The 12,404-nt window shown below is 43.1% G+C and carries 18 protein-coding genes; 4 read left to right on the top strand and 14 right to left on the bottom strand.

The genetic code is table 11. The annotated features are described in order from the left end of the window. Positions 1 to 13: 13 nt before the first annotated feature. Genes C8P65_RS03645 through C8P65_RS03610 form a run of 8 tightly spaced genes read right to left on the bottom strand, consistent with a single transcriptional unit; the run spans position 14 to position 5,278 of the window. Positions 14 to 895, bottom strand: a complete 882-nt coding sequence (locus tag C8P65_RS03645; protein WP_107781410.1) for a phage baseplate protein — start codon at positions 893 to 895, stop codon at positions 14 to 16. 58 nt (positions 896 to 953) lie between these two features. Then, positions 954 to 1,412, bottom strand: a complete 459-nt coding sequence (locus C8P65_RS03640; RefSeq protein ID WP_107781408.1) for a hypothetical protein — start codon at positions 1,410 to 1,412, stop codon at positions 954 to 956. Continuing rightward, the gene (locus C8P65_RS03635; RefSeq protein WP_107781406.1) at positions 1,405 to 2,247 is read right to left on the bottom strand and encodes a nucleotidyltransferase; all 843 of its coding nucleotides are present in this window, start codon (positions 2,245 to 2,247) and stop codon (positions 1,405 to 1,407) included. Before C8P65_RS03635 ends, C8P65_RS03640 begins: the two co-directional genes overlap by 8 nt. 57 nt (positions 2,248 to 2,304) lie before the next feature. Beyond that, positions 2,305 to 2,607, bottom strand: coding sequence for a hypothetical protein (locus C8P65_RS03630; protein WP_107781404.1), 303 nt, complete (start codon positions 2,605 to 2,607; stop codon positions 2,305 to 2,307). Then, positions 2,604 to 2,912 (bottom strand): cell wall anchor protein, encoded by a 309-nt coding sequence (locus C8P65_RS03625; protein ID WP_107781402.1) that lies wholly within the window; start codon positions 2,910 to 2,912, stop codon positions 2,604 to 2,606. Before C8P65_RS03625 ends, C8P65_RS03630 begins: the two co-directional genes overlap by 4 nt. A gap of 14 nt (positions 2,913 to 2,926) precedes the next feature. Then, on the bottom strand, positions 2,927 to 3,160 hold the full coding sequence (locus C8P65_RS03620; protein WP_107781528.1) for a hypothetical protein: 234 nt from the start codon (positions 3,158 to 3,160) through the stop codon (positions 2,927 to 2,929). 1 nt (position 3,161) lies between these two features. Next, positions 3,162 to 3,455 carry an oxidase gene (locus C8P65_RS03615; RefSeq protein ID WP_107781400.1) on the bottom strand — a complete coding sequence of 98 codons (294 nt, stop codon included), beginning with the start codon at positions 3,453 to 3,455 and terminating at the stop codon, positions 3,162 to 3,164. Then, complete coding sequence (locus tag C8P65_RS03610) at positions 3,455 to 5,278, bottom strand: tape measure protein (protein WP_245887304.1); 1,824 nt, start codon at positions 5,276 to 5,278, stop codon at positions 3,455 to 3,457. The genes C8P65_RS03615 and C8P65_RS03610 overlap by 1 nt, the downstream gene beginning before the upstream one ends. 85 nt (positions 5,279 to 5,363) lie before the next feature. On the opposite strand from C8P65_RS03610, the gene C8P65_RS03605 reads away from it, so the two are divergent. Further along, on the top strand, positions 5,364 to 5,672 hold the full coding sequence (locus C8P65_RS03605) for a preprotein translocase subunit SecG (RefSeq protein WP_107781398.1): 309 nt from the start codon (positions 5,364 to 5,366) through the stop codon (positions 5,670 to 5,672). A gap of 135 nt (positions 5,673 to 5,807) precedes the next feature. Here the strand turns inward: C8P65_RS03605 and C8P65_RS03600 are convergent, their stop codons facing one another. From C8P65_RS03600 to C8P65_RS03575, 6 genes are all read right to left on the bottom strand, one after another. Further along, positions 5,808 to 6,095 carry a hypothetical protein gene (locus C8P65_RS03600; protein WP_107781396.1) on the bottom strand — a complete coding sequence of 96 codons (288 nt, stop codon included), beginning with the start codon at positions 6,093 to 6,095 and terminating at the stop codon, positions 5,808 to 5,810. A 66-nt stretch (positions 6,096 to 6,161) separates the two neighbouring features. Further along, positions 6,162 to 6,578, bottom strand: a complete 417-nt coding sequence (locus C8P65_RS03595; protein ID WP_107781394.1) for a hypothetical protein — start codon at positions 6,576 to 6,578, stop codon at positions 6,162 to 6,164. A 22-nt stretch (positions 6,579 to 6,600) separates the two neighbouring features. Continuing rightward, on the bottom strand, positions 6,601 to 7,764 hold the full coding sequence (locus C8P65_RS03590; RefSeq protein ID WP_107781393.1) for a DUF2586 family protein: 1,164 nt from the start codon (positions 7,762 to 7,764) through the stop codon (positions 6,601 to 6,603). Next, complete coding sequence (locus C8P65_RS03585) at positions 7,764 to 8,054, bottom strand: hypothetical protein (RefSeq protein WP_245887302.1); 291 nt, start codon at positions 8,052 to 8,054, stop codon at positions 7,764 to 7,766. The genes C8P65_RS03590 and C8P65_RS03585 overlap by 1 nt, the downstream gene beginning before the upstream one ends. An 80-nt stretch (positions 8,055 to 8,134) precedes the next feature. Further along, the gene (locus C8P65_RS03580; protein WP_107781389.1) at positions 8,135 to 9,145 is read right to left on the bottom strand and encodes a hypothetical protein; all 1,011 of its coding nucleotides are present in this window, start codon (positions 9,143 to 9,145) and stop codon (positions 8,135 to 8,137) included. A gap of 33 nt (positions 9,146 to 9,178) precedes the next feature. After that, the gene (locus C8P65_RS03575; RefSeq protein WP_107781387.1) at positions 9,179 to 10,159 is read right to left on the bottom strand and encodes an HK97 family phage prohead protease; all 981 of its coding nucleotides are present in this window, start codon (positions 10,157 to 10,159) and stop codon (positions 9,179 to 9,181) included. A gap of 193 nt (positions 10,160 to 10,352) precedes the next feature. On the opposite strand from C8P65_RS03575, the gene C8P65_RS03570 reads away from it, so the two are divergent. From C8P65_RS03570 to C8P65_RS03560, 3 genes are read left to right on the top strand one after another with little or no spacing between them, the layout of a single operon-like run. After that, on the top strand, positions 10,353 to 10,949 hold the full coding sequence (locus C8P65_RS03570) for a DUF6046 domain-containing protein (protein WP_107781385.1): 597 nt from the start codon (positions 10,353 to 10,355) through the stop codon (positions 10,947 to 10,949). After that, the gene (locus tag C8P65_RS03565) at positions 10,949 to 11,914 is read left to right on the top strand and encodes a late control protein (RefSeq protein WP_107781383.1); all 966 of its coding nucleotides are present in this window, start codon (positions 10,949 to 10,951) and stop codon (positions 11,912 to 11,914) included. The genes C8P65_RS03570 and C8P65_RS03565 overlap by 1 nt, the downstream gene beginning before the upstream one ends. After that, a complete protein-coding gene (locus C8P65_RS03560) occupies positions 11,911 to 12,402 on the top strand; it encodes a hypothetical protein (protein ID WP_107781381.1) in 492 nt (163 codons plus the stop codon). The genes C8P65_RS03565 and C8P65_RS03560 overlap by 4 nt, the downstream gene beginning before the upstream one ends. The last annotated feature ends 2 nt before the right edge of the window (positions 12,403 to 12,404 follow it).

Genomic DNA, 12,404 nt, shown 5'->3' with positions numbered 1-12,404 from the left:
AAAAGTTACTTATTTAAGGTGCTACCGATTTAAAGCCTACATACTTTATAAATTGCACTACGTGATAGGGAGGCATATTGTTGTGAGGCCTATCGCCGCCAGAGGGTTCTATCCTCATTAAATTTCGTCTATTATAATTTATCTCGTCTGTGTCCATTGTAAAAGCACTCCCGTATCCTTTACTATCTCTATCACTACCTGACGCATCATTCACAGTCTCGTGTTTGTGACTAGGCATTTCCTCAACAGAGAGTTTGTGCGAGCGTTCGCCTCCCTGCTTCAGTAGGCTGTTGAGCTGATAGTCTTGGGCGTCATCTTTTGTTTTATTGTAGTAAGGGTCTAAACCGATAGGCATTCTACCACGTAGGTCGGTGTACTCTTCCCATCCTTCAGGTATTTCGTTAGCAGGTTTGCCCCAGATAGCGATGAGCCCAACGGGTATAGCTTGTTTCTGTTTCTTGAGTATTTCTACTTCGTCTTTTAACTCTTTCAACGCTTTATTTTCAGCTTTATTTTTGTATAACTCTTGTAGGTTATTAATACGCTTAAAGTCTTCCCAGTTGAAGGTCTTATCAGGTGACGAATAGCCAAATACAACGGTGCGTATTGTCTCTAAGGTGCGAGAAAAACCGTCCTGAAAGGTTACTTGTGTGGTGTCTTCCCGTATCCATACGGTGTCGTCTTTGGTACCACCTTCAAAGGGTAATAGCTCGCCATTTATATAGACAGTACCAGGGGTGATAGTGTTGCCTATCTCCTCACAACCCGAAATAATCGCCTTATTACCTGCAAGATGTCCAAAGTGGTTAAATAGGTTATAGGCGTTCTGCATAAAGGCAAGAAATGCCACATCAAAGGGATAGCCTGCATTGTGTTCGGTATGTAACTTATTCATAATCCTCTCCCCGTTCCCCTCCCCGAAAGGGAGGGACAATCCGCACGGGGTAACGGTTTTAGTTATGATTTATCTCCCATCGTTTACCAGCTAATTTATAGAAGTTCACGAGGGCTTCTAACTTATATTTGTCGTATTCTAAACCTTGTGGCAATACCACTATAAAGTCCACACCTCCGTCGATATAGTCGCCTCGTTGATAGAGGAAGACTTTGCCTAAGAATAGGGGCTTATTGGCACTGCGGGGGTATATATAGAGCCGCTCGTTCTGCTTGCCGTCTTCTATACGTATGCGCCGCTGCTCGCTGTCGAACTCATCATTGAGAGCCTTTCGAAGGTAGCATACTTGGCTATTATGGGCGAGGTTGTACAAGTCGGCTTGGCGAGCTCGCTGAAAGTCGTACAGCAACTTGTGCAGGGGTGTTGCCAGCATTCTTAACCAGGCTATGAGCTTGGGCTTGCGCAGAAAGGTAGGAGTTAGCAGCACGAGCAGTTTGTCGATGTTTAGGTTATACATTGCTGGCATAAGTGATATCGTTAAAGTTGTCTATCGTAAAGTAGCCTGCTGTGGGTATTTTGCTTATTTCTATCGTTTCAAACGCGCCGTAGCTTCCACCGCTGGTGATGTTTTTGCTTTGGGCGAGAACTAAGTGCGGTATCTTCACCCCCTCTGCTTGTTGCAGCGTATCAATAAGGTGTGCTAAGACCAATTCGCCGTTAAATGGCAGGCGTTTTAAATAGTCTTTAATAGCCGTTTCTACTGGGTGTGTAGCGTGAATGATACTTTGTCCGTTGCCGTCCAATACAAGCGGATCATATACTATCTTCATTTGCAGGTGCAGTATATCGGGTTGGTAGTTCACCACTGATAGGCGTACCCCTGCATCTTTTATCTCTGATAAATAGGCTTCAAAGGCTTGCTTTTGAGCATCGGTGATAGGTTGCAACTGCTCACCTTGTTCGCCTGCTATCTTCACTATCAAACGGCCTTCGTTTTTGCTTTCTATCACTGCCGAGTACTTCACTATCTTGCTGGCTTCTATCTGTTCCTCTGTATGCCCTTGGTTGTTGAACTTATCGCTGTCAGTTAAAAGGTCAAAACCATACTGAAAGGCAAGGGCTTTGCTTCTGTACCAACGAGCGGTGTGGGGTTTGAGTTCTGCCAAACGCTTGTCAATATCTGCCCTATGCTGGTCGAACAGCTTCTCTAAGCTCCATATTGCTACGGCTATGATGTACACCCACAAGCGCCATATAGCTACTTTGGAGGTGCTATTGAGCTCGTTCAGAGCAGGCTCTTGGGCTTTGGCTTGTAGGATAAGGGTTTGTATTTCTTGTATAGTGCGTGCCATAATATTTAGTCGTTAGTCTTTAGTTATTAGTCGTTAGATTGTGTCGCTTGCTAACGACTAACTACTAACGACGAAATCAAGATTTATTGCCCATATACTGATGCCCTCAAGGCGTTCAAACACTTGTTCGTCTTCTTTGGTGAAAGCCGTTGCGGGCTGTAAGTTCTTAGCAGTGTAGTAGCTTAGTATTTCGTTCCTCACCTCCAACCCCTCTCCCAAGTAGAGGGGAGCTCCTGCCTGCACATCATCGGTGATGTTAAGGCTGTTAGCTTCTGCCAACTCAAATACGCTTTCTATAGCGCCAGTGTGTTGTAGGGCGAGGTCTAATAGCGACTGATTATGTAGGGCGGTGATTGTCATTTTGCTTTACCGTTGAGTTGCTTGTACTTCTTAAGTTCGGTAAGAAGCTCTTCTACTGAGGCTTCTAAGTCCTTAATGCGTTGGTTAGCTTTCTTTAGCTCATCGATAGCGTTGGCGTACTTGGTGCCTAAGTCTTCTATCATCTCTCGGTATATCTTCACAGCCTTGTCTACATTGTCAAGTTCGGAGGTTTGTAGCTCCATTTGTTGCTTAGGTCTGCCGAAAAACCAACCCGCTAAGCCCGATAATACCATACCGATAAACGAACCAAAATGCTCTTTAAGTACTTCTGTTATCCATTCCATTGTGATATGTGTTTTTAAGTTATTTTCCCTTTTCCTTCACCTGTAGTTGCTCCTGTTTGGGCGGTGGCTGTACCTGCCGTGCCTACTTGTATACCTGGTGCTACTGTTACCTCGCCACTTCTGACAAAGGCATCAATAAGTGAGGCTAAGCGTTCGGCATACTCTTCTGGATTTGCCTCTGTTTTGGTAAGCATATCCTGCTGCAGGGTGATAATGCCTTGTTTTAGGGCTTGTTTGTTTAGCATAATGTTAATTGTTGTTATAGGTTCCGTCAATTAGTAATTTGCCGCCCTCTTGTAGGGCTACATCGTTAATCTGCATACCGTCATACTCCAACTGTTTCTTTATTTCAATGAGGGTTTCGGTATAGAGGTCATCGGCGAGCATTTGAGATATTCCTACCCCTACTTCGGGGTGCTCTTTCCACTCTCCCTTCTCGGTAGTAAGGATAGCCTTTTGCTGTTGGTTATCGGAGTACCCCACCTCAAAATCACCTGCTAATAGGCGCAAATCGTTTCCCTCATCTATTAGTATATCTTTCATTAGGCTGTCTGCATTTGGTTTATACTATTAACAACTCTTAGAAGTTCCTCTTTCACCATTTCTCCAAAGTTCTCTACTCCCTCGCGTACGGACGATACATACACCTTAGTATCAGTACCTACATTGCCTATCTGTATATTGATATGCGTTTGTCGGGTACCTCCTGATACGATGTTGTCTTTGGTTTTAGTGCCTTCTCCCGTGGTGGCGGTAGTTTCTCCCATAATAGGACTCACCCCTGGTGCGGGACTGCTTTCGGTTTTCATACCCAGCTTGCCCATTAGCCCGTCTTTTACCTCCTTAAAGCTCTTGAACTCTAAAGAGTCCCACGCTTTACCAAAGGCTTCTTTGGCTTTTTCTCCTGCCTCATTTGCTTTCTTATACCCCTCTGTTACCGATTTGGCACGCTCTTGCAAGTCATTTTGTATCTTGTTAATCATTGCTTGGTTCTCGGTACTATCACCTAAGCCAACCGCTTCTTTAAACTTATACCAAGCGAGCTTACAAGCATCTATACCTGCCATAAAAGTATTTTTTGCAACAGTCCAAAGCAATTGAAAATTTTCTACAAAAGCCTCCCAACTGTATTTCATACCTTGCACAGTATATTCCCACGCCTTGCCCCAACCGCTTACACCTACAATACAATAGGCTATGATAGCAATAAGGGCTATAATACCCACTATTATCCACGTTATAGGGTTTGCCAAAAAGGCAAGGTTTGTCTTTATCACTGCCCAAGTGAGCCTATTTTGCCAAGCAGTAGCAATAGCCGTATAGGTATTGTGTAGTATCAATGCAGTGGTGAATATACCTATAGCTCCTGCAATACCCCATATAATGGGATTCCCTTCTTGAAACTTCTCAATAAGCCACCCTATACCTCCACCTATGCTTGAAAATATAACTGCTGCCAGGTCTACTAAGGGACTAAGCACAGGGCTGATGGCTTCATATACTTTTAGAGCAAGTTCGGTGATAGAGTCCATCATCTTGTTGAACTTACCGCTGAGGGTTTGCCCTGCTTTTTCTGCACCTTGGTAGAAAAGCCCTTGTTTATCGGTTGCCCATTCAAAGGCTTGTGCCAACTCTTGCGCCGAAATACCTCCTTTACTCATTCGTTCTTTGAGCTGTGCCATACTCTCGCCCGTGCGTTCGCTAATCACCTGCAAGGGGTTGAAGCCCGCGTTAATCATCTGCATTAAGTCTTGCCCTTGCAGCTTGCCTGCCGAAGTAGCCTGCGCAAAAGCAAGTGATAGACTTTGCATTTTCTGCACATCGCCCATAGCAATATCGCCGATGTTCTTGAGCTTGCCAAAAGCAAACTCAGAGGAAAGCCCGAAGGACATCATCGTCTTCTGTGCTTCAATAAGCCCTGCCTTGTCGTAGGGTGTTTTTACCCCATAATCAGAGAGCTGAGCATATAAGGCTTTGGCTTTTTCTACATCACCACGAAGCAAAGTAGTAATGTTAGCTTGTTGTAAGTCGGCTTCCATACCCTTTCGGATACTCATACCTATACCCGCTCCCGCCAATATAAGAGGGTTGGTAGCCAAACCAGGCAGACTGTTCAAAGCCTCCGAAAACCACGTTTTTAGCTTACTCCCATTGAGGGTTTGCAATTTAGAAACACTGTGCTCTAACTTATTAATCTCGCTGTTGTACTTACGAATAGCCGAAAGGCTACCTATAGGCAATAAATCTCGTTCGGCTTTTAGCAAGGCTATTTTTTGTTGCAAAGTATGTACAGACGTACCCATTTGAGCAAAGCCACGAGAGACTTTTTTCTGTACTTTTTCTAATTCGGCAAATTTTTCTAACATTGTATCGTTATTTATGCCGATTTTTTGTAACTTTGCACTTACAAAGTCTTTAAGCGTTAATGTATATTCTAAAATATTTGCCACAATGAGAGTATTATTATTTTTCTTTAACCTACTTGCCTCTATAGGCTTATTATTACTTATTGGTGCGGGATTTTTCTATGGAGCTGCCCTTTTCTGTGTGCCCTTCTATGCTACTTATAGGGCTTTTACTGAGAAGGAGCCCACTACTAAGAGGAGATACACCACTACAGCTATTGCAAGTACAATTTCCTTTTTCCTTATAGCGATACTTGCCCTTATGCTCTCCAAAGGAGCCAAACAAGCAAGAGAGCGTGAAAGACTACAACAAACTACCTATACTACTTGTATTGTTCCTTCTCTTTTTGTCTAAGCCATTCTAATTCTTTTACTCGCATAGCCCACTGGGTATCGGTGAGGTCGTCGGGATTGGCAATGTGCATATAGTAACGCAGTGAAGCGTTAGTGATACGAAGCCAATCCCGCCCCTCGTCTATCTCCGCATCACTTAGAGCTTTTCCAAAATTGCCTCTTTTATCTGTATAAGGTCTGGCAGCTTGCTACTGGCGGCGAGAAACAGCGCATCGTCTGTTTTAATCTCCTCATCACCACCCAACCAACAGTTGTTGAGTACTACCTCATTAAACTTTAGCGGATCTTTAGTTGCCAAGGTCGAGGCATAACTAAGGGTTTGTCGGTCAGGCGTACGCAAGTATGCCTTTTTGTCTTCTACACTAATTACAAAGATGTCTTTGTACTGTTGTTTCCATTCTTGTATTTGTTCTTTAGTTATCATTTTAAACTGCTTTTAAAAGGTTTTTAAAGTGCAAGCTGCACAGGCATTTTCTTATTGTTTAATTTGTTAGGCTTGTCTTTTTATATCAGTGAAGATAATAGGAAGCTCCATAATCATATTCTTATCGCCTTGCTTCATTCCTTTTTTCACTTCGGTAAATTCCACGTTCTTGAGAATATCGGTAACTATCTGTCCGCCGTCCAAAGGTACGTAGGAAGCCACAAGGTCAAAGCTAAGGCTAAGTATATCGTTGTTTGGGGCATCGCGGGTCATTGCTTCTGCCTCACTTTGCCAAAGGCTTATTTTACCCTCATAACTACGGTTGCCCGCCACCACTCCGTGAGGTTTGCACCCGCGCCCGTAAAGAAAGTCTTTCTCGCGTTTCTCGGTGTACTCCAACTCTGTAACTCCTATGATAATGCGCCCACCAAAGACGATAGAGAGGTTACACCACGCATATTGTTTGCTGTCGAATGTTGCCATAATTTGCTAATTTTCTAATCTACTAATTGACTGTTGTAGTAAAACCGATGTTTACTTCTATAAAGTCGGCATAGCCCACGGGTAACAGTTTGATACCTATCACCACTTTACCTGTTTGTAGTACACGTTGCTTTGGATCTATATCAATCTTTACAGCCGAAAGCTCGCCCTGCGATACCATTTGGCTTTGCAGGGTACTCTCAAGTTTGGTTTGCCAACCCTTGATAATCGCGGGGTGAATACTGCCGTCTTCGGATAGTAACACCTCGTCGCTGAGTTCCTCTACCAATACCCCATAACTTAGAAGCATTGCTTTGTCCATTACAAGCCCGTTGCATAGGCTCTTAAAGTCATCAGTGGGTTTAGTAAGGGTATTATCGCCCGAAAAGTAGTATCCCGAACGCCCTACAAAGGTGCGAAAGAAGATATACCCTTTGTCGTCAAGCGCGTCCCATTGGTCGGCTTTGCTGTCGATAGTGGTGCCGTCAGTGAAGTATGCTACCAAGGGTAATACGCTGCCGTCCTTCACGCGGTGAATTTTGCGCTGTACGGGTATTTTGGTTATTTTTCCTAAAAATAAACCAACTGATGCTTCTTTCTCCTTATCGTCATTCCCAATAAAACAAGCTACTTTGTTAAGTTCGTTTTCGGAGAAATTAGTAAGGTCGGCTACTTTGCCGTTCCAACTGTTGCCCGATACAACTATCCTAAAAGGCATATATTTCTTTTCAAAGTGCTGGGCAAGGGCTTGCCCTTTCACTACAGCTGTCTGCAAATCAACGTCTAAGCCTGCGGTGATAGTCTCGCTACCAGTTGCTTTTTTTACTACCCCAAGCACGCGGATAGCCCCTTTGGCATCAGCTATGAGAGTTGGGGCAAAAGCACCGTCTTTGTCGAGCATTGCCGTCATAGTAGTGGCATCCGATACGAGCATTAGCCACAGAGGGGTACCCGTAGGGGCTTGGTCATAAAACGCTTTGATATGCTTGTAGGCAAAGGCGTTTTCAGTTTCTGAAATTCCCAAAGCTATGGCTTCTTTTAATGAGAAAACTTGATACGACTTGCCCAACTCTACTTTGTTATTCACCGTAACTCCCGTTGTGATGAGCCCAGTAGTTTTTTGTATAGCCGTTGTCCTGCCTAAGCCGTCTTTGGCAATATTGAATAATACTTTAGGTAATGCCATTATTTTTTAGGTTTAAAAAAGTTGATTTTTGAAGTGTCTTTTACAGTCTCACCTTCTGACTCGTCAGACTCGTCAGAGTCTTCAGATTGTTCAGTTTTGTCTGGTGTTTCTGTTACTACTTTATCTTCTACCTCATTAGTATAGCTCTCCACTGTGCTATCTTCTAAGGTTTGTGCGTGGTTTTGTGCATCTTTTTTTAGTAAGAAGAGGAAACCATCGGAGGTAGCAAAGAGCTCTTTTGTCGCTTTGTTTTCCTCAAAATATTGTTTTGCTTTTTCTGCTGTTGTCATTGTATTCTGTTTTAAAGTTAATATAGGAGTAGGGTGAGGTATGGATACCATTGAACTCGTCCGCTCACCCTACTATATTCCTATAAGATAGCTCCCAAATATTTAGGTTTTTTAGCGCGGATAACTCCTACTAAGGCACGTTGTGCAAAGGAAATAGTATCGGCTTGCAACCCAGAATCACGTAGGGTTGCATACATCTTTACATCGCCAAAGCAACGGAACACCTCGTCTGTAACCCATACGAAAGACGATTGTTTGTCTTCAGTATCTTTGGTAGCTCCGAAAGGTTTCTTTTCGCCCGTTTTGGTGTAGAGTGGGGTTTGGTTATATTGGAATACCTTAATACCATACATTTGGTTTTCGTTCATAATATCCTTATAAAGACGCTTGTCTTCTTTGCGGATACGAGCAAAGTGGTCAGCATTAAGGCAGATGTTAATACCATTATAGATGTCTTTACCCTCCAAAAAGGACTTGATGTCGATAATAGCATCTATTACCGAGTCGCTGGCTGATAGGAGGCACACCTTATTCCAATCATCATTTTTTTGGGGAGCCCAAGCATATGCTGCACGTTTCCCTAAGTTGTTTTCTAATGATAAACGGTGGCGTCCGATAATACTGGAGCGTTTGTCGTAGGAAAGCTCAATATCTTGTAACTCTCTGTGGCGTGTTTGTTCGGTAGAATAGGTGTGTAACACTACCTCATTACCTATATCGGTAATATCGGTAACGGGCAATGGGTTATTAGCTGTAGCAAAATAATCTTCGTGTACGGCAGGTTCCACACCCGCTTCAGCAAGGTGTAACTTGTTATGCTCTACATATTGTGACAAGTCCACACTTTGGTATATAAACGAGTTATTAGGTACAGGGTTTTCTTTGATACCTGCTATCCATACCTCGGTTTGAAGCCCCTCCATTGCAATACCCTTAAAGAGTTCTGGGGCTATGTACTGGGTTACGGTGGAAGTTGCTACGATAGTTGTAGCCACCAAGGGTACTGAGGCACCCAAAGCTGGGGCGATAAAAAGGGAGGCAAGGAATGCCAAAACCACATTAATACATAATGCTTTTAATGATAATTTCATACTGTTTTAAATTGTTTTTAAAGGGTTATTAAATTACTTTTCGGTGTAGCGTACCCCATTGGCGTACTCTTTAGCTAAGCGGGCATACTCTTCGGGTTCCTTGTCTCGGAGAGCTCGGAGCCTTTCGGGGTTTTTCTTTTGCAAGTAGTCAAAGCTTTCATTGGCTGTACCTGTTGGTTTTGCTCCTGCTCCCAACACTACCTCACGTACGGTGTTAGCCTTCCCTTGCTGTGTATTCTCAGCTTCTTTGTCGGCTACAAGTTTAGAGAGTACGGCTTTTTGCCCGTCAAAATCGGCTTCAAACTGCTTTAGCTGACTTTCTTTGAGGGCCTGTGGGATAAGCCCTAATTGTACGGCTTTGTCTACTAAGGTAGTGGCTTCGGCAGTGCGATTTTCTCTAATTGTTTTTTTCAGAGCCACTACTTCGGTTTCTGCTTTTTCTTTGGCGGTTTTTAGGTTATGTAAGGCGCTTAGTACTGCCTCTTCTTTCACATTCTCGCCCATACCAAGGGCAAGGGCTATCACTTTAATGTCCATATTGTTTGATGTATTAGTTACTATTTTTTTGAGTTGAAAGGGCTTGCCGTCTTTTGATAGCTTCAAAGCGTTGTCGTTGCCTCCTATATCTACAATGGAGATTTCCACGAGCTTACAAGCGGTTACAGTCTCATATACTTGCCCTTCTAAGATGTGTTGAGGCTGGGTAGATACTTCTTGTATTTCCGCAAACATTGAAGCCATACGTATATAGCCACGTTCCACCTTTCCTGCTATCTTCTTAGCGAACTCGTCTTGCTCGTCAAACTCCACTTCTGCTATAAGGGTAGTCCCTTCTTTGTAAAGCCTTGTACAACGCCCGATGACTTCACTACCCTTATAAGCATTGACACCTCTTTCGTGCATAAAGAGTACAACAGGGTTTCTCATATATTGGGTGTAGTCAATACCATCTGTAAGGATGCGGTAGCCATAGCTATTTACATTTTCGGTATTGATGATAAATTGGTGTTTCATTAGCAAATTGGTGTTAGTTCGTCACTTAATTCTGGTGCAAAATTCAGTAGGTTTTGGCAGGTATAAAAATCGGCAAACAAGCCTTGTAGTGAATTTGCCCAAACCTTGTACTCATTTAGCCCAAGCGTTGGGAGCTAATTTCGTTACCTACTTTATATGTATGACCTTTGCACTGATAAAAACAGAGTACACAATGGAATTTGACCTCAAAGAACTTACTGCACGAGCATTTTTAGACTATGTAGGCCCTGCTTTTCCCGCTTGGTGGGCTAATAACAAAACAAAATATGTGTTACCAAGCCTATCGAATATAAGTGAGGCTCGCAGCAACGGAAGTCAGTATTTTATGACACTGAAAGTAGCCGATAAAGCAGGCGTGCAAACGCTCTTCCCTAATGAACCTTTGGTGAGCTTTTCACTCACTAAAACCATTGTAGAGACAGCAACCGTAGGTAAGCACCGCAGGGGCAAGGTAAAGGAGTACATAGCTACCGAAGACTGGCAGATTACCATTAAGGGGCTTTGCATAGACACTAATAACCCCGACTTGTACCCTACTGCACAAGTACAAAGCCTTAACCGCTTGTTTGAAAAGAACGAAAGTTTGGAGGTTGTAGGTAATAAACTCTTTACCCTCTTTGATATTCGTAACATTGTGCTGAAAGACATAAGCTTTGAGGCAATGGAGGGTAAAGAGGGCATACAGAAATACACCATCAAAGCCGTGTCAGATATGGACTTCTATGCTGAGTTAGACGAAAAACGAACCCAACTTAACAACTTATACTAATGTTTATATTACAAGCAATTATCAAAATAGGGGACTATACTTTTAAGGCTGTGCATAGTGTGAAAATCACCAAATCGGTAGACGAATTAGCCGACACCTGTACTATTGAACTTCCTACCCATTTTAAAGTAGCTAAAGGAGGTGATAGCCTCTATACAGAAAAGGCTATCAAAGCAGGCGATAAGGTGAGCGTGACCCTTGCTTATGAAGGGGTATATAGCGGGGTAGAGTTTGAGGGCTATGTAAAGAAGGTCAAGCCAAGCATTCCTGTAAGCATAGAGTGTGAAGACGCTATGTACTTACTTAGACGAAAAAACATCAATAAATCGTGGCAAAAGACAACACTTAGAGAAGTATTGCAGGAGGTAGTGAAAGATACACCTATTGCCTTGGCTGATAATATACCAGAAATGCAGTTAGACCAGTGGCTCATTCGCAATGCCAATGGTACGCAGGTGTTGGATAAACTCAAAGAGGAGTTTCGCCTAAGTATCTTTATCAACGATGAGGGCAAGCTGTACGCAGGACTTTCAGAACTTACTAATATAGGACAAACAGCACGCTATAACCTCAATTATAACATTGTGGCGAACGACTTGGAATATCGTACCAAGGACGAACGTAGGCTAAAAGTACAATATACCTACATTGACAAAAACAATAAAAAGAAAACTGTAGAAGAGGGCGACCCCGATGGTGAGCTAAGGACTTTTCATACTTCGGTAGTAAGCGATGAGAGCAAGCTACGAGCTATGGCAAGAGCGGAAATGGAAAAACTAAAGTATGACGGCTTTGACGGCACGCTAACGAGCTTCTTAGTACCCTATGCTACACGTGGTATGCAGGCGCATATTATTGACAAAGAACTGAAAAACATAGAAGAGCGTTATTTCATTAAGAAGGTAGAAACTACCTTTGGACGTAATGGGGCACGCCGACAAATAACCATAGGAGCACGATTATGAGCATAGATAGAGAATTAGTCGAGGGAATTAGACAGATAGGCAAACGCAAAACCCCTACCATAGCCGTAGAAGTGGTATCAGTAGAGAAAGGAAATGGCACGTGTGAGGTGAAAGACGACGAGCTACAATATACCGTGCGCTTAGCCTCGGTGATTAACGATAATGCTGAGCGGTTTTACCTGTTCCCAAAGGTAGGAAGTAGCGTGCTGATTGCCTCGATTGGAGAAGATGAGAACCGCTACTATGTAGTTGCTTATAGTGAAATTGAAAGCGTGAGCCTACGGATAGAAGACACACAACTTACCATAGACAAAGCAGGAGTACACCTACAACGGGGTGAAGTAGATTTTAAAAGCCTTTTAAATGAGCTTTTAAACGAACTTAAAACGGCAGTGATACAAACTCCTGCAGGGCCTGGTAACTTCGCTCCTAACAACGTGGTGAAGTTTGATGAGATTAATAACAAGATAAATGAATTACTACAATAAGA

Origin of the sequence: Capnocytophaga leadbetteri (assembly GCF_003054025.1) — a bacterium.
Taxonomy (GTDB): domain Bacteria; phylum Bacteroidota; class Bacteroidia; order Flavobacteriales; family Flavobacteriaceae; genus Capnocytophaga; species Capnocytophaga leadbetteri.
This window is presented reverse-complemented; position numbering and strand designations above follow the sequence as displayed.